General features: G+C 61.2%; 22 protein-coding genes. 5 read left to right on the top strand and 17 right to left on the bottom strand.

Going from position 1 to position 19,536, the window contains the following annotated elements:
- The first annotated feature begins 25 nt into the window (after window positions 1-25).
- Window positions 26-946 carry a sulfite exporter TauE/SafE family protein gene (locus tag ACR1XV_RS13140; RefSeq protein ID WP_480531985.1) on the top strand — a complete coding sequence of 307 codons (921 nt, stop codon included), beginning with the start codon at window positions 26-28 and terminating at the stop codon, window positions 944-946.
- A gap of 1 nt (window position 947) precedes the next feature.
- On the top strand, window positions 948-1,712 hold the full coding sequence (locus ACR1XV_RS13135; RefSeq protein WP_480531983.1) for a TIGR02186 family protein: 765 nt from the start codon (window positions 948-950) through the stop codon (window positions 1,710-1,712).
- Window positions 1,713-1,715: 3 nt separating this feature from the next.
- Here ACR1XV_RS13135 and ACR1XV_RS13130 read toward each other — a convergent pair whose 3' ends face one another.
- The 7 genes from ACR1XV_RS13130 to ACR1XV_RS13100 form a co-directional block, all read right to left on the bottom strand.
- Window positions 1,716-2,444, bottom strand: coding sequence for an SDR family oxidoreductase (locus tag ACR1XV_RS13130; RefSeq protein WP_480531981.1), 729 nt, complete (start codon window positions 2,442-2,444; stop codon window positions 1,716-1,718).
- The gene (locus ACR1XV_RS13125) at window positions 2,441-3,973 is read right to left on the bottom strand and encodes an ATP-dependent DNA helicase (RefSeq protein WP_480531979.1); all 1,533 of its coding nucleotides are present in this window, start codon (window positions 3,971-3,973) and stop codon (window positions 2,441-2,443) included. The genes ACR1XV_RS13130 and ACR1XV_RS13125 overlap by 4 nt, the downstream gene beginning before the upstream one ends.
- A 50-nt stretch (window positions 3,974-4,023) precedes the next feature.
- On the bottom strand, window positions 4,024-4,662 hold the full coding sequence (locus ACR1XV_RS13120; protein ID WP_480531977.1) for an acyl-homoserine-lactone synthase: 639 nt from the start codon (window positions 4,660-4,662) through the stop codon (window positions 4,024-4,026).
- A gap of 81 nt (window positions 4,663-4,743) precedes the next feature.
- Entirely contained in the window at window positions 4,744-5,463 is a 720-nt protein-coding gene (locus tag ACR1XV_RS13115; RefSeq protein ID WP_480531975.1) for a helix-turn-helix transcriptional regulator, read from the bottom strand.
- Window positions 5,402-5,620: a hypothetical protein gene (locus tag ACR1XV_RS13110; protein WP_480532077.1), complete on the bottom strand. Its 219-nt coding sequence runs from the start codon at window positions 5,618-5,620 to the stop codon at window positions 5,402-5,404. The genes ACR1XV_RS13115 and ACR1XV_RS13110 overlap by 62 nt, the downstream gene beginning before the upstream one ends.
- A 181-nt stretch (window positions 5,621-5,801) precedes the next feature.
- The gene (ccrA, locus tag ACR1XV_RS13105) at window positions 5,802-7,088 is read right to left on the bottom strand and encodes a crotonyl-CoA carboxylase/reductase (RefSeq protein ID WP_480531973.1); all 1,287 of its coding nucleotides are present in this window, start codon (window positions 7,086-7,088) and stop codon (window positions 5,802-5,804) included.
- 163 nt (window positions 7,089-7,251) lie between these two features.
- On the bottom strand, window positions 7,252-8,583 hold the full coding sequence (locus ACR1XV_RS13100) for a 1-acyl-sn-glycerol-3-phosphate acyltransferase (RefSeq protein WP_480531971.1): 1,332 nt from the start codon (window positions 8,581-8,583) through the stop codon (window positions 7,252-7,254).
- A 147-nt stretch (window positions 8,584-8,730) separates the two neighbouring features.
- Here ACR1XV_RS13100 and ACR1XV_RS13095 point away from each other — a divergent pair, with 147 nt between their 5' ends.
- From ACR1XV_RS13095 to deoD, 3 genes are all read left to right on the top strand, one after another.
- Window positions 8,731-10,698 carry a protein meaA gene (locus ACR1XV_RS13095; protein ID WP_480531969.1) on the top strand — a complete coding sequence of 656 codons (1,968 nt, stop codon included), beginning with the start codon at window positions 8,731-8,733 and terminating at the stop codon, window positions 10,696-10,698.
- A gap of 116 nt (window positions 10,699-10,814) precedes the next feature.
- Window positions 10,815-11,123: an H-NS histone family protein gene (locus tag ACR1XV_RS13090; protein WP_480531967.1), complete on the top strand. Its 309-nt coding sequence runs from the start codon at window positions 10,815-10,817 to the stop codon at window positions 11,121-11,123.
- A gap of 18 nt (window positions 11,124-11,141) precedes the next feature.
- Window positions 11,142-11,852, top strand: a complete 711-nt coding sequence (deoD, locus tag ACR1XV_RS13085) for a purine-nucleoside phosphorylase (protein ID WP_480531965.1) — start codon at window positions 11,142-11,144, stop codon at window positions 11,850-11,852.
- On the opposite strand, the gene ACR1XV_RS13080 is transcribed toward deoD, so the two are convergent.
- From ACR1XV_RS13080 to ACR1XV_RS13035, 10 genes are all read right to left on the bottom strand, one after another.
- Window positions 11,853-12,716: an urea carboxylase-associated family protein gene (locus tag ACR1XV_RS13080; RefSeq protein WP_480531963.1), complete on the bottom strand. Its 864-nt coding sequence runs from the start codon at window positions 12,714-12,716 to the stop codon at window positions 11,853-11,855. It lies immediately after the preceding gene.
- Window positions 12,717-13,068: 352 nt separating this feature from the next.
- The gene (locus ACR1XV_RS13075) at window positions 13,069-13,317 is read right to left on the bottom strand and encodes a hypothetical protein (RefSeq protein WP_480531961.1); all 249 of its coding nucleotides are present in this window, start codon (window positions 13,315-13,317) and stop codon (window positions 13,069-13,071) included.
- A gap of 88 nt (window positions 13,318-13,405) precedes the next feature.
- Entirely contained in the window at window positions 13,406-14,185 is a 780-nt protein-coding gene (locus tag ACR1XV_RS13070; RefSeq protein WP_480518305.1) for a succinate dehydrogenase iron-sulfur subunit, read from the bottom strand.
- Window positions 14,186-14,197: 12 nt separating this feature from the next.
- Window positions 14,198-16,003 carry a succinate dehydrogenase flavoprotein subunit gene (sdhA, locus tag ACR1XV_RS13065; protein WP_480531959.1) on the bottom strand — a complete coding sequence of 602 codons (1,806 nt, stop codon included), beginning with the start codon at window positions 16,001-16,003 and terminating at the stop codon, window positions 14,198-14,200.
- Between the two features lie 19 nt (window positions 16,004-16,022).
- Window positions 16,023-16,394, bottom strand: a complete 372-nt coding sequence (sdhD, locus tag ACR1XV_RS13060) for a succinate dehydrogenase, hydrophobic membrane anchor protein (RefSeq protein ID WP_480531957.1) — start codon at window positions 16,392-16,394, stop codon at window positions 16,023-16,025.
- 12 nt (window positions 16,395-16,406) lie between these two features.
- A complete protein-coding gene (sdhC, locus tag ACR1XV_RS13055; protein WP_480531955.1) occupies window positions 16,407-16,793 on the bottom strand; it encodes a succinate dehydrogenase, cytochrome b556 subunit in 387 nt (128 codons plus the stop codon).
- Between the two features lie 204 nt (window positions 16,794-16,997).
- Window positions 16,998-17,672 carry a DUF1194 domain-containing protein gene (locus ACR1XV_RS13050; RefSeq protein ID WP_480531953.1) on the bottom strand — a complete coding sequence of 225 codons (675 nt, stop codon included), beginning with the start codon at window positions 17,670-17,672 and terminating at the stop codon, window positions 16,998-17,000.
- A gap of 65 nt (window positions 17,673-17,737) precedes the next feature.
- A complete protein-coding gene (locus ACR1XV_RS13045) occupies window positions 17,738-18,766 on the bottom strand; it encodes a MaoC family dehydratase (protein ID WP_480532075.1) in 1,029 nt (342 codons plus the stop codon).
- Window positions 18,763-18,969, bottom strand: coding sequence for a DUF1737 domain-containing protein (locus tag ACR1XV_RS13040; protein ID WP_480531951.1), 207 nt, complete (start codon window positions 18,967-18,969; stop codon window positions 18,763-18,765). The genes ACR1XV_RS13045 and ACR1XV_RS13040 overlap by 4 nt, the downstream gene beginning before the upstream one ends.
- Window positions 18,970-18,981: 12 nt before the next feature.
- The gene (locus ACR1XV_RS13035) at window positions 18,982-19,536 is read right to left on the bottom strand and encodes an NnrU family protein (protein ID WP_480531949.1); all 555 of its coding nucleotides are present in this window, start codon (window positions 19,534-19,536) and stop codon (window positions 18,982-18,984) included.

Raw genomic sequence — 19,536 nt, 5'->3', positions numbered from 1 at the left:
CGGCCTGTCCCGTTTAGAAGAAGTCATGCAGATATACCTCCCGATTGCCGAAGTCTCCGTGAACGCGTTTCTGCTGTTTGGGCTGGGCGGCATGGTGGGGATCCTATCGGGCATGTTCGGGGTCGGCGGCGGCTTCCTGATGACGCCGCTTTTGTTCTTCATCGGCATTCCGCCTGCAGTCGCCGTTGCGACTGAAGCCAATCAGATTGTCGCCTCGTCCTTCTCGGGTGTTCTGGCCCATTTCAGGCGGCGAACGGTCGATCTGAAGATGGGAACGGTGCTGCTGATCGGAGGGTTGATCGGGGCCGCGCTGGGTGTGGTCCTTTTCAATTATCTCAAAAGCCTTGGGCAGGTCGATCTGCTGGTCAAGCTTTGCTATGTGGTCTTTCTGGGCGTGATCGGCAGCCTGATGTTTGTCGAAAGCCTGAATGCGCTGCGCAAATCCCGCAAAGACGGTGGCACCCCGCCGAAGCGTCGTCAGCGCGGATGGGTCCACGCGATGCCGTTCAAAATGCGGTTTCGCACCTCGGGGCTTTATATCTCGGTCATTCCCCCGGTCATGGTGGGGCTTCTCGTCGGCATCCTGTCGGCGATCATGGGCGTCGGCGGCGGGTTCATCATGGTGCCCGCGATGATCTATCTGCTGGGGATGCCCACCAAGGTCGTGGTCGGGACCTCGCTGTTTCAGATCATCTTTGTCACCGCGTTTACCACCATGCTGCACGCCACCACGAACTACACGGTCGACGTGGTGCTGGCCGTTCTGCTGCTGGTCGGCGGCGTGGTCGGCGCGCAGATCGGAACCGTGATCGGCGCGCGGATGCCAGCCGAACAGCTGCGGGTTCTGCTCGCCGCGCTGGTGCTGGTGGTCTGCGGCAAGCTGGCGCTGGACCTGCTGCTGCAACCGGCGGAACTGTATTCGTTGGGCGACGCGGGGGGACACTGAGATGTTGCGCCTGATCGCCGCCCTCTGCCTGATCTGCCTGCCGGTTTACGCCGCCGAGGAACAGGTTGTTCTGGGGCTGTCTCAGGACCGGGTTTCGATCACCGCCAATTTTGACGGCTCAGAGATTCTGGTGTTTGGCGCAGTCAAACGCGAGGCACCGATCCCCGAAGGCCCGCCGCTTGAGGTGATCGTCTCGGTCGTGGGCCCCTCGGAACCTGTCACGGTGCGCCGGAAGGAGAAGAAGTTCGGCATCTGGGTCAACACCGACAGTCTGGTCGTCGATCTGGCCCCCAGCTTCTACGCGGTCGCCACCAGCGCACCGTTTGATGAGGTGCTGACCAATACCGAGGACCTGCGGTACAAAGTGTCCGTCGAACGCGCCATCCGATCAGTCGGCGCAGACATGAGCATTGAGAGCGCACAGGATTTCTCGGCTGCGGTCATTCGCATCCGCGAACATGAAGGGCTGTATTCGATCCGCGAAAACACCGTGGCGGTGGACGAACAAACCCTGTTCCGCACCTCGATCGATATGCCTTCGGACCTGACCGAGGGCGACTATACCGCTCGTATCTTCCTGACCCGCGGCGGCAACGTAGTGTCGAGCTTTGAGACCGCGATCGACGTCCGCAAGGTCGGGCTGGAGCGGTTCCTGTATAATATGTCCCGCGAGCAGCCGATCTGGTACGGGCTGATGTCGCTGGCCATCGCCATAGCCGCCGGCTGGGGGGCGTCGACAGCGTTCAGGCTGTTGCGGGAAAACTAGGCGCTATCCACGCCCGATATAGGGCATTGTCGTGGCCATCACCGTCATGAACTGCACATTCGCCTCGGGCGGCAACTGCGCCATGTGCAACACCGACCGCGCCGCGTCAGCAACATCCATGGTCGGGTCAGGTGTGCGCCCCGCTGCGATGGTGCCGTCGACCAGGGCCTGCACCATCGGCGTGCGAGCATTGCCAATGTCGATCTGACCACAAGCGATACCAAACGCGCGCCCATCCAGCGACAGGCTGCGCGTCAGCCCCGTAATGGCGTGTTTGGTTGCCGAATAATGCACCGAGTTAGGGCGCGGCACATGGGCGGCAATCGAGCCGTTGTTGATGATCCGCCCACCCTGCGGTTGCTGCGCCCGCATCGCGCCAAAGGCCGCACGGGCACACAGGAACATCCCGTTCAGGTTCACATTGACCGAGCGGAACCAGTCCTCCAGCGCGATCTCGTCAATGGTGCCACCGGGCGCAAAGATACCTGCGTTGTTGAACAGGACATCCAGTCGCCCGGATTTGTCGGTGAACGCGGCGAAGGCTCGGCTGACCGCATCAGGGTCGGTCACATCCGCAACCAGCGGGATCGCATTGTCCCACCCCTCGGCCATCGCGTGCAGCGTGTCCGCGCTGCGCGCCAGCAGGCCGACGCACCAGCCTCCGGCCAGAAACAACTCGGCCGTCGCCCGGCCAATGCCCGAGCTGGCCCCGGTGACGATGATCGTTTTCATGTCTCTTCCGCCTCCAATGTCAGCGATGGTGCGGCCACGGCCCGCAGGTCGTCAACGCGCAGCGGGTGGGTCGGCTTCGACAGTCGATTGCGCACCACCCAGACCAGCCGCTCTTGCGCGCGGGTGATGGCGACATAGGCCAGACGTTTCCACAGGGGCTGCCCCGCCTCGGTCCGGCCCATCCGGGCGGCTGCATAGATATCGGGGGCAAACACCTGAACCGTGTCCCATTGCGACCCCTGCGCCTTGTGGATCGTGACCGCCGCGCCATGCAGGAAGGTCGCCCCCATGCGGGCGGCATAAGGGATGAAGGGTTCCTCTTCGTCCGGCTTTTCAATCTGCACAATCGAGGCCGCACTGACCTGCGGGTCTTCGGCCCCCATCACATGCAGGCGCGAAAACCCCGGCTTGCGACCGGGGCCCAGATAGATGACCTGCGCGCCCTTGATCAGGCCACGCGCCTCAAGATCCAGACGTTTCTTGCGATGTTTCAAAGGCAGTTCGATGCCATCGCAAATCAGCGGCTCGCCCTCCAGCAACTCGGTCTCGGGCGCGCCGTGGACATTGCGGAAGGCCTGAATCAGGCGAATCCGCGTGGCGTTGCGCCAGACCAGAACCGGGCTGCGGGCCATCAGATCAACCTCGACCCGCTGGCCCCAGACCACGCGGTCATCCTTGCGGGCGGTGTCCTCGATCAGACGTTCGAAATCCTCGAACCCCATCGCCGGATCAGACAGCGCATGGGCAAGGTCCAGAATCGGGTTGTCCGCCGTCTGCCGATGGACCCGATGCAAGATCTGCTTGCGCGGCTCGGGCAGGGTATCAAACACCATCGACCCGGATTGATTCACAGGCGCCAACTGCGCCGGGTCGCCGAACAGCAGCAGCGTCGGGAATATCTCTTTCAAATCCTCGAACTGCCGGTCATCCAGCATCGAGGCCTCATCGACAAAGCCAATATCCAGAGGCTCCTCGCGCCGTTTCCAGCCGGTGATGAAATCAGACCCGCGCAATCCGGCAGCGGCCAACGCGCCGGGAATGGATTTGTTGTTGGCATAGAAGGCAGCCGCCCGATCCAGCGCCTCGTCGGTCAGGCCCTCGATCTCGGGGCGTTCATCATTGCCCGCCAGCCACTCGGCGATGCGCTCATATTCCGGGTCGTAGACCGGGGTATAAAGAATGCGGTGAATGGTCGTTGCGGGCACCCCGCGCAGGCGCAACACGCTGGCCGCCTTGTTGGTCGGCGCAAGGATCGCAAGGCTGCGTTTGTCGCGCGATTTGCGGCTTTCGAAATCGCCCGAGATCAGGTTGACCCCGGATTCAGCCAACGCCTTGTAAAGCTCGGCCAGCAGCAGGGTTTTGCCCGACCCCGCCTTGCCGATCACGGCCATGACGCCCGATTGCCCCCCGCCCGGCAGCTTCAGCAAGGCATCGTCGTGGAGGTCCACACCAGCGCTGCGCAGCATCTCGGCAATGTTGTCGAAAGCGGCGGCCTGATCTTCGGAAAAGGTGACTTGGGGCAAGGACATGGCGCGACCCTACAGGGACGCGCCGCCCGCCACCAGACACCGAATGCGATTTAGGCGGACAATGCAAACCGATGCTGCGCGCCGCTGCCAAACGCGGTCTTGAACCACAGGCGCGACAGCTCGCGCGGGATGCCCGCACGGGCCGCGACGCGGTTGCAATCGTCCGCCGAATAAGGCCACAGACCCACCGATATCTGATCCCTTCCAGACCCTTCCGAGCCCAACACCACCGGGGATGAGCCGATCATGCGATAAATCCGGATCATGCGTGCATCAAAGACGCCAGCGATATGGGTGAGGCCAAACCCCTCCATCACCTCGCCGCCGCTGAGCATGATGGCCCCCGCCGTATGGGCGCTGGCGGTGCGCGACAGGCAAAAGCGCGTCACCTCCCAGATCATCGGACTGCAGATCGGGCTGCCGCTCGTCAGATGGCCGAACACCTCGTTCACCATCACCGGGCCCGTGGTGGGCAGGATTCGCATTGAGCCGCCATGGCTGCCATCCGCCTCTTCCCAGATCACATAAAGCGGGTTGAGGTCGTCATATTGATCCCGTTCCTCGCCCGCTTCGTTAACCTTGACATCCCATCCCAGCCGGGTCTTGAACTGATCGGCCCGGTCCCGAAACATCCCCCGTGCCAGATCCGGATATTTATGCAGCTCGTCCGCATACAGATAACGCAACATGACGTATTCCCCTTGTCGTCCACTTGGAACAAAGGGGGTACGAACACGTGGTTAATTTACCGTGAGAGCAACGTACGGTCGTTAAACGACTATTAAACCTCGGCTAAGAGCGGTGGCGATGGCATGGGTCGTATTCTGCGCGCCCAGCTTAGCCCGCGCGCTTTCGATATAGGCCCGCAACGTGTGTTCCGAGATCGAAAGCGAATGCGCCACCTGCGCCCGGCTGTAGCCCAGCGCCAGCAGCGTCATGGCATCGATCTCGCGCGGTGACAGGCTGCGCGTGGTTTCCGGCTGCCGATCCTTGGCGAATTCCAGCGCCTTACGGTTCAGAAAATGCGCCACCAGGATCAGGTCTCGGCCATAGGTCGCGATGAACTTCTGCCATGCCGCGTCATCGCAGCTGTGGTTTACCGTAAACAGCGCAAACTGCCCGCTGGGACCGCGCAGAGGGATCGAATACCCCTGATTGCCAACCCCATGGGCCAGCGCATCCTCGAGAAAAGCGCGCGCCGCCTTGCCGGACCAGTTCAGTTGCTTCCAGTCCACCGCATGGAACCGCTGAAAACAGCCCAGAATGACCGGGTCGATCCGGTGATAATTCCGGTCCCGGTATCTTTCGTCCCAGGCATCGGGATAGGTGGTGAACCCATATTGGTCCCCCGCCCCGTCAACCCAGTGATAGGTGATGTGATCAACCTGCAGCCGGTCCCGCAATTGGACCGAGACGCTTGTCAGTTCTTCAAGCGTGCTGGTGTTTTCCAAATCCCCGAGGATCTGACTCAAATCGAATTGTGTTGCCATTCGCCGGCGCGCAAGCCTCATCCTTCAAGGACGCAATCTCGGCCGCGGCGATCAGCCTGGTATCGTCAAGCTGCTCGGCAAGGGCGGTCAACCCGTTCGCCACCGCAAAGGCGTTGAGGTCCGACAATACGTCCAGTATCCACTCATTTTGCGCCATCAGGGTGTCCCCGAAATAGTTAACGAAGGGTTAACACAACCATAGCACGAGCGCGGTATTTTGGCCTACTCGCTGCTTTCTACCCCCCAGAAATAGCGGGGGCGCCGCGCGTAGGCCCTTGAATGCAAAACACCCGCAAAACGCCGCGGCGTAATGCGGGTGTCTTTGACGCGGATTGGCGTCAGCCGCGCGCGGCCAGCACCTCTTCCAATGTCCGCATTCCGGTATGCGGGGCCTGAACAAGAACCGACATATTGCCGGGCTTATGTTCGTTCCGCATCATCTTCATATGCGCCTCGGGCAGTTCCTTCCAGGTGAACACTTCGGACATGCACGGGTCCAGCCGCCGTTCGACCATCAGCTTGTTGGCCGAGGCCGCCTGTTTGAGATGCGCAAAATGCGAGCCCTGCAGGCGTTTCTGGTGCATCCACATATACCGCACGTCGAAGGTCAGGTTATAGCCGGTGGTGCCGGCGCAGATCACGACCATGCCGCCCTTTTTCACCACGAATGTCGAGACGGGGAAGGTGCTTTCGCCGGGGTGTTCGAACACCATATCGACATTCACACCTTTGCCGGTAATGTCCCAGATCGCCTTGCCGAATTTGCGGGCCTCTTTGAACCACTCGGCATATTCCGGGGTGTTGACCGTCGGCAGCTGCCCCCAGCAATTGAAATCCTTGCGGTTCAGAACGCCCTTGGCCCCCAGACCCATCACAAAGTCACGCTTGCTTTCGTCCGAGATCACACCGATCGCATTGGCTCCCGCCGTGTTGATCAACTGGATCGCGTAAGAGCCCAAGCCCCCCGACGCGCCCCAGACCAGCACGTTCTGACCGGGTTTCAGATCATGCGGCTCGTGCCCGAACAGCATCCGATAGGCGGTGGCCAGCGTCAGCGTGTAGCAAGCGCTTTCTTCCCAGGTCAGGTGCTTGGGTCGCGGCATCAGCTGTTGGGCCTGCACGTTGGTGAACTGGGCGAAAGAGCCATCCGGCGTCTCATAGCCCCAGATGCGCTGGCTGTCCGAATACATCGGATCGCCGCCGTTGCAGTGTTCATCGTCGCCATCGTCCTGATTGCAGTGGATCACGACCTCATCGCCGACCTTCCAGCGCGTGACCTTCTCACCCACGGCCCAGACGATGCCCGAGGCATCAGACCCGGCGATGTGGAAGGGCTGACCATGGCCGTCAAACGGGCTGATCGGCTTGCCCAGCGAAGCCCAGACTCCGTTATAGTTAACGCCCGCGGCCATCACCAGCACCAGCACCTCATGGCTGTCCAGCTTGGGCACATCGACCACCTCAAGCTGCATCGCGGTGTCCGGTTCGCCATGACGTTCCCTGCGGATGGCCCAGGCATACATCTGCTTGGGGACATATCCCATCGGAGGGATCTCTCCCATCTCATAGAGGTCTTTTTCCGGCGCCTCATACGACGCGATGCCACTGTCGACGTCCAAAGCCATGCTGGCCTCCCTTAACTCATCCATTGCCGCGCCGCAGAATCGCGGCCTTCCTTAGATGGAATATTGGCCAAAAAGAAATATTGCAACCATTATCGGCAATATTTTGAAACTTTATAACCCAGCAGGCGCAGAAACACCCTGTGCAGTTGCGGCATAAACCGCGTCAGCAGGTCGGAGCCGCAGAGACCGCGTAATAATCCAGCAATTCGGCCCGCTGACCGGACGGGCACAACAGCCCGTCCCGGCGCACCAATATCCGACGCTCGACCAGTTGCGCGATGGCGTCGTCGATGGCCTGCCCGCTATCCTGCGCCAAGGCTTCGGCGGCCGGGCCCTGCAGCACGGCCTTTACCTCGGCCTCGGGGGTTGCGCCCTGCTGTTGAATGAGATGACAGATGGCCGGAACCGGCGCGAAGGGGATCGCGGTTTCGATCCTCTGCATCAATTCCCGCGCAAGATCGGTTGTCAGGTCTCTCTTATATTGAGTACGGAAGCTGTGCAGCGAAATCGGCTCCGCATAGCGGACCGACGCGATACCGAACCGCGTGTAGCGCCCGATCACGCGCCGCCAGATCTGTTTCAGCGTCCAGCGCGTGATGACGCCGATCCGGGCGCGAAACCGGCGCTCGCTATCCTTCGCCGCCGCGGTCAGAACCGTATCCTCAAGCACCCGGTCGTAGTTCAAGGCAACAGGCACAAACACAACATCGCGCCCTTGCGGGTCGGCCCCATCAACCATGTATTTCAACAAGCCCAGCTTGGGGCGACCCGGCCGACCGGTCAGGCTCAGCCCGCCTTCGGGGAACATCGCCTGTGTCACTCCCGCCTCGGTCGCGTGGCGGACATAGCTGGCCAGCACCTGACGATACAGATCGCTGCCCGACCTGCGCCGGATGAAATAGGCCCCCATGGCGCGGATCAGACGGCTGAGCGGCCAGACACGGGCCCACTCGCCCACCGCATAGGACAGGGTGGAATGATCCGCCGCCAGATAGGTGACCAGCACGTAATCCATGTTGCTGCGGTGGTTCATCACATAGATGACCGTCGCATCCGGGTCGATATTATCCAGCGCCGCTTTGTCCTCGTAGCTCAGCCGGACGTTGTAGAAGGCGTTGCTCAGCATCCGCGCAAAGCGGATCGCGACGCTGAAATAAGCCACGGTCGAAAAGGACGGCGCAATCTCGCGCGCATAGCGGCGGGCCAGTTCCGAGGCAACGGCCTCGGGCACGCCTTCCTGCTTGGCATGTTGCTGCACGGCCTTGCTGACCTGCGGGTCATAGATCAGCCGCTGGATCATGTCGTGCCGACCGGCCAGCTTGAACGGCTGGATCGGGCGCTGCAGGCGCTTGTTCAGCCGCGCCACCGCGCGTTCCAGCCTGCGGCGGAAAAACCACCGCACCGACGGGAACAGAAAATGCGAGGCAAAGGTGACCGCAGCAAACAGCACGATCAGCACAAACAGCCACAGCGGAAGTTCCACGGTCCGAGTCATGGCGCGCACAGTGCCATCAATCACCGGCACTCACAATCTGCAGAAAGCACCCGATGCCGCGACGCAGCGAATTGACACGGGCCAAAAATTACGATTTACCGGCTATGGACGTAATTTTGTTGCTCACAGACCCACGAGGCCCGCCCGATGACGCAGACGCAGAAAGACCGCCCCTGGCTGATCCGAACCTATGCCGGCCATTCGACGGCGCAGGCGTCGAACGCGCTGTATCGTGCCAATCTGGCGAAGGGGCAGACCGGGCTATCCGTGGCTTTCGATCTGCCGACGCAAACGGGCTATGACAGCGATCACGTGCTGGCGCGCGGTGAGGTCGGCAAGGTGGGCGTGCCGGTCTGTCATCTGGGCGACATGCGGATGCTGTTCGATCAGATACCGCTGGAGCAGATGAACACCTCGATGACGATCAACGCGACAGCGCCGTGGCTGCTGGCGCTCTACATCGCGGTGGCCGAGGAACAGGGCGCGGATGTGTCCAAGCTGCAGGGCACGGTTCAGAACGATCTGATCAAGGAATACCTGAGCCGTGGCACTTATGTCTGCCCACCGAAACCGTCGCTGAAGATGATCGCGGATGTGGCCGAGTATTGCTATACCAACGTGCCGAAATGGAACCCGATGAACGTGTGTTCCTACCACCTGCAAGAGGCCGGCGCGACGCCCGAACAGGAGCTGGCCTATGCGCTGGCCACCGCCATCGCGGTGCTGGACGAATTACGCCCCCGTGTCCCAGCCGAGGATTTCCCGGCTCTGTGCGGGCGGATTTCATTCTTTGTGAACGCGGGTATCCGGTTTGTCACCGAAATGTGCAAAATGCGCGCTTTTGTCGACCTTTGGGATGAAATCCTGCAACAACGCTATGGTGTCGAGGACCCCAAGTTCCGCCGATTCCGCTATGGCGTTCAGGTGAACTCGCTGGGGCTGACTGAACAGCAGCCAGAGAACAACGTCTATCGCATCCTGATCGAGATGCTGGCCGTGACCCTGTCCAAGAAAGCCCGCGCCCGCGCCGTGCAACTGCCCGCGTGGAACGAGGCGCTCGGCCTGCCGCGCCCATGGGATCAGCAATGGTCGATGCGGATGCAACAGATTCTGGCCTTTGAAACCGACCTGCTGGAATATGGCGATCTGTTCGACGGCAATCCTGTGGTCGACGCCAAGGTCGAAGACCTCAAGGACGGCGCGCGGGCGGAACTGGCCAATCTGGACTCGATGGGCGGGGCGGTCGCCTCGATCGAATACATGAAATCCCGGCTGGTGGATTCGAATGCCGAGCGGCTGAATCGGATCGAACGCAACGAGACTGTCGTGGTTGGCGTGAACAAATGGACCGAAGGCGAACCGTCGCCCCTGCAGACCGAGGATGGCGGTATCATGGTGGTCGACCCGGCGGTCGAGCAGGAGCAGATCGGGCGTCTGAACGACTGGCGCGCTGGTCGTGATGACGCCGCCGTTGCGGCAGCGCTGAAAGACCTGCGCGAGGCCGCGCAATCGGGTGCCAATGTGATGGCCCCGTCCATCGCAGCGGCCAAGGCGGGCGTCACCACCGGCGAATGGGCCGAGGAAATGCGCAAGGCCTATGGCACCTATCGCGGGCCAACCGGCGTGTCCGGCTCGGTCTCGAACAAGACCGAGGGGCTGGAGGATCTGCGCGCCGCCGTTGACGCGGTCAGCGACAAGCTGGGCCGTCGATTGAAGTTTCTGGTCGGCAAGCCGGGGCTGGACGGGCATTCCAACGGGGCCGAACAGATCGCCTTTCGCGCCCGCGATTGCGGCATGGATATCAGCTATGACGGTATCCGCCTGACGCCCGAAGAAATCGTGACCGCCGCACGCGAAGACGACGCGCATGTGATCGGTCTGTCGATCCTGTCGGGCAGTCATCTGCCGTTGGTGCAGGACGTGATGACCCGCCTCAAGCAAGAGGGGCTGGGCGATATCCCCGTCGTCGTCGGCGGCATCATTCCCGACGAAGACGCCGAAGCCCTACGCGCCATGGGGGTTTCCGAAATCTATACGCCCAAGAACTTTGAGCTGAACGCAATCATGGGCGATATCATCACTTTGGCGGATCCGAAAAATATCGCGGCGGAATAGCACCGCCACGCCGATAAATCTCCATTTCTATTTCCGGCCAAAAACGAATAAACAGGGCCGGAAATTGCAATTTCCCAATGCCGATGGCGTGGGAATTCAGGATGTGGAGAAAAAGAATGGCAATCGATCTTGAAAAAATGCCGCGCAAGGAATTGCTGGAATTGCGCACTCAGGTCGAAAAGGCACTGAAAGGTGCCGAGGCGCGCGAACGCAAGGAAGCGCTGAAAGCAGCCGAGAAAGCAGCAGCCGAGTTTGGCTTTTCACTGGCCGAATTGTCATCTGACAGCGCGAAACCCGCCAAGGCGGCGGCCAAATACCGCAATCCGAACGACAAGTCGCAGACCTGGACAGGTCGGGGGCGCAAACCTCAATGGATTCACGATGCCCTGAAAGCCGGGGCCGATATTTCCGATCTGGAAATCTGAGCGGAGGTCTGTGGTAAAATGACAATTCATATCGGGGCCGAAAAAGGCGAAATAGCAGAAACCGTTCTTATGCCTGGCGATCCCTATCGCGCGAAATGGGCCGCCGAGACGTTTCTGAAAGACGCCAGACAGGTCAATAACGTTCGTGGAATGCTGGGATTCACCGGTACATGGAATGGAAATCCCGTCACCATTCAGGGCAGCGGCATGGGGATGCCCTCGCTGTCGATCTACGCCAACGAACTGATCCGGGACTACGGGGCAAAGACCCTGATCCGCATCGGGTCGTGTGGGGGAATGCAGGACAGTGTGAACGTGCGCGATGTCATTCTGGCGATGACCTCGACCACGCTCAGCACCCCGTCGCGCGGCATCATGAAAGAGATGAACTTTGCCCCCTGCGCCGACTGGGGTCTGCTGCAGGCCGCCGCAAAAGCGGCGCAGGCCAAGGGCACGCCAACCCATGTGGGCGGCATCTATTCCTCGGACGTGTTCTATGATGAACGCCCGGACCTGAACGAACAGATGGTGCGCCACGGAATCTTAGGCGTCGAGATGGAAGCGGCCGAGCTTTACATCCTCGCCGCGCGCCATAAATGCCGGGCGCTGGCGGTGCTGACCGTATCAGACCACCTGCTGACCGGCGAGGCGCTGCCCGCATCCGAACGCGAGCGCAGCTTTGGCGACATGGTCGAGATCGCGCTTGGGGCGGCCTTCCCCGCCAGCTGATCAAAGCCCATGCGTGCGATCATAGGCGTTGCGCGCAGGGCTGCTCCATCCCTGCAAGGCACCCTCGGTGGGGGCGAAGACCTCGACCAGCAGGGGGTGGCAGGGGGCGGTGTCCGAGGAATGCTCGGACGAGCAATCGCCACCGGGACAAGCGCTGAGATTGCCCAGCAGGTCGATCTCGGCGAAGAACTCAAGGTAATCGCCGGGGCGCACCGGTGAGGCTTTCATGAAATACTGCCCGGTATCCCGCGTGAACCCGGTGCACATGAACACGTTCAGCACATCATGCACCGCCGGTTCCGCCTGCGCCAAAGGGATGCCCTGATGACCGGCCAGCGCGCGGGTCAGGTTTGAATGGCAACAATGGTGGTACTGCGTTCCCGACAGCAGGTTGCCGGTATAGGGATCGCAGCGGGTGCCGATCACGTCATGGACCGAGCCGCCATAGTCATCAATGCCGTACCACCCCAGCGTATCCGCGGTGATCGTCGCCATGGGGCGCATATGCGGAAAGCTGGACCACATCCGCTCTCCGGTCGTCAGATGGGTGCCGTGCAGCGCGCGGGTCTTGCCGGAATAGAACCGCTCGGACAGATCATTCAGGTTCCACAGGTTCAGATCGCCCACCTGCGGACCCTCAACCGAGGTGATGCGAAAGAACTGCCCGGCGGGCACTTCGAAACAGCGCGCCTCACGCGGCGGAATCAGCACCTCGCCCGTCTTTTGCGCTGTGCTGCGCGCGGTTTGGTACAGCGTCAGATCCGGCGGCGGCAGATCGTCATTGGGATAGCAGATCACAGGCGCGACGGCGCGGCGGGCCTCGGCGTCTTTCGGCGGCTGGGGGAGGGGTTGAGATTCGGTCATGGCCCCAAGACTGGCGCAGTTCGCGCCGCTGGGGAAGCCCCGCGTCAGCCCTGCCCTTTCAGGCAACGGGTCGGTTCGGCCTCGGATTGCGCAACAGCGCCGCAAAAGCTGCAGCGCCACTGGCCGGCGCTGCGGTGCTGCCGCCAACGGCATTCGCGCGTCAGGAATGATGTCCGCGACCGCCAGAAGAAATAAGCAAACACGCCGGCGGCCAGCAAAAGCAAAAGAACAGGCATATCTCTGCTTTGCCGATCACCTTCGGGAAATCAAGGGCGCAGTCCTTTGGTCAAGCCGCATTAGTGTTCTTGGAAATAAGGTCGGCATGGCTGCCGACCTTGAATATCGGTGCGGGTTAAGCCGCCATACACGCGTTGGCTTTGGCGGCCTGCGCTTCGGTGACGCCATTGCCCGGAACAAAGACCTCGGTCTGTTTGCCATCCTGAAGGGTGTATTGGGTCGTGAATGAACCTTCAATTCCCGCCTGGCTGGCGCATTCCACCTGCTTGAAAACAAGATCCGCCCGATCACTGCCCGAACCGCCGCAGGCCGAAAGAACGGTGATTGCAGCAACGGACAGAGCCTTCAATAGTGTTTGAGTCATTGATATTCTCCGATATTTCAATGCTCGCATAACACGAAAAAACCCGGGAAGTTTCCACCCCGGGTTCGCATAATTTCTTTGGCTGTAATCAGACGGCGCGTTCCACCATCATCTTCTTGATCTCGGCAATCGCCTTGGCCGGGTTCAGACCCTTGGGGCAGGTCTTGGCGCAGTTCATGATGGTGTGGCAGCGATACAGCTTGAACGGATCCTCAAGCTCATCCAGACGCTCACCCGTCGCCTCATCGCGGCTGTCGATGATCCAGCGATAGGCGTGCAGCAACGCAGCAGGGCCGAGATAGCGATCACCGTTCCACCAATAGCTCGGGCACGAGGTCGAGCAGCTGGCGCACATCACGCATTCATAGAGACCATCCAGCTTGCGGCGATCCTCGATGGATTGTTTCCACTCCTTCGCCGGGCGGTTGGTCTTGGTTTCCAGCCACGGCATGATGCTGGCGTGTTGCGCATAGAAATGGGTCAGGTCCGGGATCAGGTCCTTGACCACCGGCATATGCGGCAGCGGGTAGATCTTCACGTCGCCCTTGATCTCATCCATGCCATAGATGCACGCCAGCGTGTTGATCCCATCGATGTTCATCGCGCAGGACCCACAGATGCCTTCGCGGCACGAGCGGCGGAAGGTCAGGGTCGGGTCGATCTCATTCTTGATCTTGATCAGCGCGTCCAGAACCATCGGGCCGCAAGTGTCCATATCAACGAAATAGGTATCGACACGCGGGTTCTGGCCGTCATCAGGGTTCCAGCGATAGATCTGGAACTTGCGCACATTGGTCGCGCCGTCCGGCTTGGGCCATGTCTTGCCCGTCGTGATGCGCGAATTCTTGGGGAGGGTCAGTTGTACCATAAGTTCCTCTCCTTAGAACGTCCGCGCCTTGGGCGCGATTTTCTTCAGGCTGATGCCGCCTTCGTCCTCGGTGGTCAGCGGATCGACGATGACCGGGCGATAGCTAAGCTCGACCTTGTTGCCCTCGACCCGGCTTACGGTGTGGACACGCCAGTTTTCATCATCACGCTCGGTGAAATCCTCATGCGCGTGGGCGCCGCGGGATTCCTTGCGCGCCTCGGCCCCGACGATGGTGGCCAGCGCACTTGGCATCAGATTGGTCAGTTCCAGCGATTCCATCAGGTCACTGTTCCATACCAGCGAGCGGTCCGAGACTTTCAGGTCATCCATCTTGGCTGCAATGGCGGTCATCTTCTCGACCCCTTCGGCCATGGTTTTGGACGTCCGGAACACCGCCGCATCCGACTGCATGGTCTTTTGCATCTCAAGGCGCAGATCGGCGGTGGGGATTGCACCGCTGGCGTTGCGCACGGCGTCGAACCGGTCGAACGCCTTGTCGACCGAGGCCTGGTTCAGCACCGGGTTGGACGCGTCCGCATCCACAACCTTGCCCGCCCGGATCGCCGCCGCGCGGCCAAAGACAACAAGGTCGATCAGCGAGTTCGACCCCAACCGGTTCGCCCCATGGACCGAGGCACATCCGGCCTCACCCACGGCCATCAGGCCGGGGACCACGGCGGTCGGGTTGTCGGCGGTCGGGTTCAGAACCTCGCCCCAATAGTTCGTCGGGATGCCGCCCATGTTATAATGCACGGTGGGCAGAACCGGGATCGGTTCCCGGGTCACGTCGACGCCGGCAAACACGCGCGCGGATTCCGAAATGCCCGGCAGACGTTCGGCCAGCGCTTCGGCGGGCAGGTGGCTTAGGTTCAGGTGAATGTGATCCCCGTCATCCCCGTGGCCGCGGCCCTCGCGGATTTCCATCGTCATCGAACGGCTGACATAATCGCGCGGGGCAAGGTCCTTATACTGGGGCGCGTAACGCTCCATGAACCGCTCACCTTCCGAGTTCGTCAGGTATCCGCCCTCGCCCCGGGCCCCTTCGGTGATCAGACAGCCCGAGCCGTAGATGCCGGTGGGGTGGAACTGCACGAACTCCATGTCCTGCAGAGCCAGACCCGCGCGGGCCACCATGCCGCCGCCGTCACCGGTGCAGGTATGGGCCGAGGTCGCGCTGAAATAGGCCCGGCCATAGCCGCCGGTTGCCAGCACCACCATCTTGGCGTTGAACACATGCATCGTGCCATCGTCCAGCTTCCAGCAGACGACGCCCTGACACTGGCCATCGTCGGACATGATCAGATCGATGGCAAAGTATTCGATGTAGAATTCGGCGTTGTTTTTCAGCGACTGGCCATAAAGCGTGTGCAGGATTGCGTGTCCGGTCCGGTCTGCCGCAGCGCAGGTCCGTTGCACAGCAGGGCCCTCACCGAATTCGGTCGTGTGACCGCCGAAAGGACGCTGATAAATCTTGCCCTCTTCGGTTCGGCTGAACGGCACGCCATAATGTTCCAGCTCATAAACCGCCTTGGGGGCTTCGCGCGCCAGATATTCCATCGCGTCCGTGTCACCCAGCCAGTCCGAACCCTTGACGGTGTCGTACATATGCCATTGCCAATGGTCCGGCCCCATATTCGACAGCGAGGCGGCGATGCCGCCCTGCGCCGCCACGGTATGAGAGCGGGTCGGGAACACCTTGGTCACACAAGCGGTGCGCAGGCCCTGTTCGGCCATGCCCAGCGTAGCGCGCAGCCCGGCACCGCCGGCGCCGACCACAACCACGTCATATTCATGCGTTTCGTATTCGTATGCAGCCATTTCTTTCAGCTCCGGAGAATCAAAGGGCGATGCGCGCGATGGCAAAAAGGCCAGCGGCCGCCGCACCATAGGACAGGCAGGTGGTCAGGATGATCAGCACCTTCTCGGCAACGCCATGCACATAATCCTCAAGCATCACCTGCGCGCCTTCGGCAAAGTGTTTGAAGCCAACCACCAGCGTCAGGGCCGCCACGATGGCCGGGAAGGGGCGCGAGTAATAGTCCAGCACCACATCATAGGGCTGGCCCAGTACGGGGCCGAATGTGAAGATGAACAGCGGCACGAGGATCAGCAAAGCCACCGAGCTGACCTTCATCCGCCAGAAATGAGCTGTGCCCGCCTTGGCCGATCCAAGGCCCGTCGCGCGTTTGCGATCTGTCAGGTAACGCATATCTGGCCTCCTTTACGCGACGATCAGCAGGGTCAGCAGGGTCAGCACGACCGAGCCGATGACAACCGCCCAGCCCAGCTTCATCGCTGTGGGCAGGTCCAGACCAACCGCGTTGTCCCAGATCAGGTGCCGGACACCCGCCAGCGTGTGATACCAAAGCCCCCAAAGCGACAGCGCCATCACCAGATCGCCCAGCACCGAGGTCAGCCACCAGTTTGCCCGCTCGAACGCTTCGGGCGAGGTTGCAGCGGCCAGAAACCACCAGACGATCAACAACCCTGCCACGACCAGGGCATTGCCGGTGATCCGGGTCAGGATAGATGTGACCGACGTCAGCTGAGGTCGATAAATCGACAAATGCGGCGAAAGCGGGCGATTGCCCCGATTTACATCGGCCATGGCGGCTCCTTTTCGGTTGGCTACCGAACCTTTTACTGTTTTTTGCGACACTGTCACGCGCTGCAGGTGCAAAAAACGTTAAATCCGGCGCAAATCATCCGATAAAGCCAATTCGTGATCACACAAAATAATCTCGTGATCACAAATTGCATTCACGGCCACCAATGTTAGCGTTTTCAATGGAAAACCAATGTGATCACGAATCTATGGTATGGGCTGTTCAAGCCCCGCAGTTTGCTGTGTCACCTCGCGCAGCAGCTTCTTGCGGATACGTTCGGGATAGTCGGCAAACCCCGCAGCCGAGACGACAAAGGCCCCCTCGCCCACGATCACATTCTCAAAGAAATAGGCCGTCAGGTCCGGTTCGCTTTCCTCGATGGCGATGGCGTTCACGGTGACGCCGCGATCGCGCAACTTGCCGTGCAGAGTGCCCGGCTCGACCCCCTCGTTCGAGATCCCGTCGCCCGACAGATCGATCAGATGGCGCGTACAGTCGGTCACGCTGTCGAAATGGGCGATGGTCATCTCAAGCGCCTCGCCGATTGCGGTCGAGAAGTTGCGCCAGACCCGCGGGTCCTCGGCCACCTGGCCCGCGAAACGGTCGAGGGTGGCAAAGCTGTCGATCTGCGTCCAGGGGATCGTAACCCGCTGGCGGGTACTGCCGGTCCATTGCACCAGCATCAGACGGGCCTGTCCGCGTACCAGCGCCTCGGACACGATCGGGTCGCGCAGGCCTGCTGCAAGGCCGTCCATCTGAATGCGGTATTCTTCGGAATCGACTGACCCGGACACGTCGACCGCTAGGGCCAGCGCAAGGTCGCAGGCATGGGCCTGCGGCGCAAGGCAGAGACAGGTTAGAAGAGAGCGCAGCACCATCATGGGCCAAACCTAACACGGAATTCGCCGCCGGCGATCACTTCCGTGTCAGCAAAATCGCGGCGGGCTCAGATCGGCATCAGCGCCCAGTAATCAAGGTCCAAAAGCACGTCGGGCAAGTATTTCCCGGCCTCGTCGCGCAGCTGGAACGGCGCGCCGCCCTTGGTGGCCACCAGTCGCAGCCGGATCGCGCCGACGCCGGGTACGGCGGTTTCGGCCTTGTCCAGAACCTGCGACCACGCCTTGATCGTGTCGCCCGCGAAACAAGGATTGGCATGAGCGCCGCCGTTCAGACCCACGATCATCTGCGCATTGGCCAGACCGTTGAACGACAAAGCCCGCGCCAGCGAGATCACGTGGCCGCCATAGATCAGCCGACCCTCGGGGCGGAAGGTGAGGTCGAAATGGACTTTGGCGGTGTTTTGCCAGAGGCGAGTGGCCAGCATGTGCTCGGCCTCTTCGATCGTCACGCCGTCGACGTGATCGATCATTTCTTCCGTTTTGTACGCGCCCCAACGGTCGAATTGTCCGGATTGTACAAAATCATATTTCGAAAAATCGAGACCCTGCGGCACCACCAGATCATCCACCGCAAGCGCCGGTTTCAAATCGGGCACAACCGTCTCGGGGGCAGGCGCATCGAGGTTCGATTTGCGCACCATCACCCAGCGGACATATTCGATCACCACCTCGTCGCGCTGGTTCAGGCCGCGGGTGCGGACCCAGACCACGCCGGTCTTGCCGTTCGAGTTCTGTTTCAACCCGATCACCTGAGATTCGGCACGCAGGGTATCGCCGGGATAGACCGGTCGCAGCCAGCGCCCCTCGGCATAGCCCAGATTGGCGACCGCGTTCAGCGAGATATCGGGGACCGTCTTGCCAAAGACCACGTGAAACGCCGCCAGATCATCCAGCGGGCTTTGCGGCAGACCGCAGGTCCGGGCGAATTCATCCGAGGAATAGAGCGCATGGCGCGCAGGATAGAGCGCATGGTAGAGCGCGCGCTCGCCATCCGTCACCGTGCGGGGGACTGCGTGATGCAGCACCTGCCCGACGGTGTAATCCTCGAAAAAACGGCCCGGATTCGTTTTCATTATTGCTGTCCCAGTTTCATGTCGGGGGTGTAGTCGGCGGCAACCTCTTTCGTCACCGCCTGCGCGCAGCGCATCACATTGTTGGCCGTGTCAAAAGCATAAGAGGGATCGCCATAGAGCTCCCATCCTTTCGCCAGCGCGTCCGAGACCTTGTGGCAGAAGGCCGATGTGTCTTCCTCGGTCAGCAAACGGTAAAGTTTCGCCATGATGTCAGCCCCTTATCCACCAAACGGAGACGGGCCGACCAGCCCGTGAATATAACCCACGACGCCCAGCAGCACGATTGAGGCCACAAAGAACATGGCGTCCTTGCCATAGGTACCGGGCTCGCCCGGGGTCCAGCCGGGTTCGGATTTGTTGATCACGATCACCTCGACCACGGCCCAGGCGAGCAATCCGCCGAACAGCACAATCGAGGCCAGATCGCCATTGACCAGCAGATGCGCAAAGGCCCACAACTTGAACCCACCCAGCATCGGGTGGCGCAGCTTGTTCAGTACGCGCCCCTTCTGACCCGCCGGGCTCATCAGGAAAAAGGCGAACAGAACCAGCAGGTTGTTGACGTGGATCAGGAAGGTCGGCGGGGCCCAGACAAAGACGGTGTCGGTCATGCGATAGCCGAAGATCATCAGCAGCACCGCCGCGACCAGCGCCAGCGCCACCGCGCCCTTGCCCGCGTCGCCCATCGCCGCGCGCCGGTCCGGCATCACGCGTTTGAACAGATGCGCGGCCCACCAAAGCGCCACACCAAGGATCAGAAGAACAAAGCCCAT

Source organism: Ruegeria sp. AD2(2025) (assembly GCF_056542385.1).
Note: the sequence above shows the minus strand (reverse complement) of the source record. Positions and strands in the feature narration are given on the sequence as shown.

What these genes read in the sequence shown, in the direction of transcription:
- ACR1XV_RS13140 (WP_480531985.1), top strand. Translation starts at nt 26, where the DNA reads ATGCAGATATACCTCCCGATTGCCGAAGTCTCCGTGAACGCGTTTCTG.
- ACR1XV_RS13135 (WP_480531983.1), top strand. Translation starts at nt 948, where the DNA reads ATGTTGCGCCTGATCGCCGCCCTCTGCCTGATCTGCCTGCCGGTTTAC.
- ACR1XV_RS13130 (WP_480531981.1), bottom strand. Translation starts at nt 2,444, where the DNA reads ATGAAAACGATCATCGTCACCGGGGCCAGCTCGGGCATTGGCCGGGCG.
- ACR1XV_RS13125 (WP_480531979.1), bottom strand. Translation starts at nt 3,973, where the DNA reads ATGTCCTTGCCCCAAGTCACCTTTTCCGAAGATCAGGCCGCCGCTTTC.
- ACR1XV_RS13120 (WP_480531977.1), bottom strand. Translation starts at nt 4,662, where the DNA reads ATGTTGCGTTATCTGTATGCGGACGAGCTGCATAAATATCCGGATCTG.
- ACR1XV_RS13115 (WP_480531975.1), bottom strand. Translation starts at nt 5,463, where the DNA reads ATGGCAACACAATTCGATTTGAGTCAGATCCTCGGGGATTTGGAAAAC.
- ACR1XV_RS13110 (WP_480532077.1), bottom strand. Translation starts at nt 5,620, where the DNA reads ATGGCGCAAAATGAGTGGATACTGGACGTATTGTCGGACCTCAACGCC.
- ccrA (WP_480531973.1), bottom strand. Translation starts at nt 7,088, where the DNA reads ATGGCTTTGGACGTCGACAGTGGCATCGCGTCGTATGAGGCGCCGGAA.
- ACR1XV_RS13100 (WP_480531971.1), bottom strand. Translation starts at nt 8,583, where the DNA reads ATGACTCGGACCGTGGAACTTCCGCTGTGGCTGTTTGTGCTGATCGTG.
- ACR1XV_RS13095 (WP_480531969.1), top strand. Translation starts at nt 8,731, where the DNA reads ATGACGCAGACGCAGAAAGACCGCCCCTGGCTGATCCGAACCTATGCC.
- ACR1XV_RS13090 (WP_480531967.1), top strand. Translation starts at nt 10,815, where the DNA reads ATGGCAATCGATCTTGAAAAAATGCCGCGCAAGGAATTGCTGGAATTG.
- deoD (WP_480531965.1), top strand. Translation starts at nt 11,142, where the DNA reads ATGACAATTCATATCGGGGCCGAAAAAGGCGAAATAGCAGAAACCGTT.
- ACR1XV_RS13080 (WP_480531963.1), bottom strand. Translation starts at nt 12,716, where the DNA reads ATGACCGAATCTCAACCCCTCCCCCAGCCGCCGAAAGACGCCGAGGCC.
- ACR1XV_RS13075 (WP_480531961.1), bottom strand. Translation starts at nt 13,317, where the DNA reads ATGACTCAAACACTATTGAAGGCTCTGTCCGTTGCTGCAATCACCGTT.
- ACR1XV_RS13070 (WP_480518305.1), bottom strand. Translation starts at nt 14,185, where the DNA reads ATGGTACAACTGACCCTCCCCAAGAATTCGCGCATCACGACGGGCAAG.
- sdhA (WP_480531959.1), bottom strand. Translation starts at nt 16,003, where the DNA reads ATGGCTGCATACGAATACGAAACGCATGAATATGACGTGGTTGTGGTC.
- sdhD (WP_480531957.1), bottom strand. Translation starts at nt 16,394, where the DNA reads ATGCGTTACCTGACAGATCGCAAACGCGCGACGGGCCTTGGATCGGCC.
- sdhC (WP_480531955.1), bottom strand. Translation starts at nt 16,793, where the DNA reads ATGGCCGATGTAAATCGGGGCAATCGCCCGCTTTCGCCGCATTTGTCG.
- ACR1XV_RS13050 (WP_480531953.1), bottom strand. Translation starts at nt 17,672, where the DNA reads ATGATGGTGCTGCGCTCTCTTCTAACCTGTCTCTGCCTTGCGCCGCAG.
- ACR1XV_RS13040 (WP_480531951.1), bottom strand. Translation starts at nt 18,969, where the DNA reads ATGGCGAAACTTTACCGTTTGCTGACCGAGGAAGACACATCGGCCTTC.
- ACR1XV_RS13035 (WP_480531949.1), bottom strand. Translation starts at nt 19,536, where the DNA reads ATGGGCTTTGTTCTTCTGATCCTTGGTGTGGCGCTTTGGTGGGCCGCG.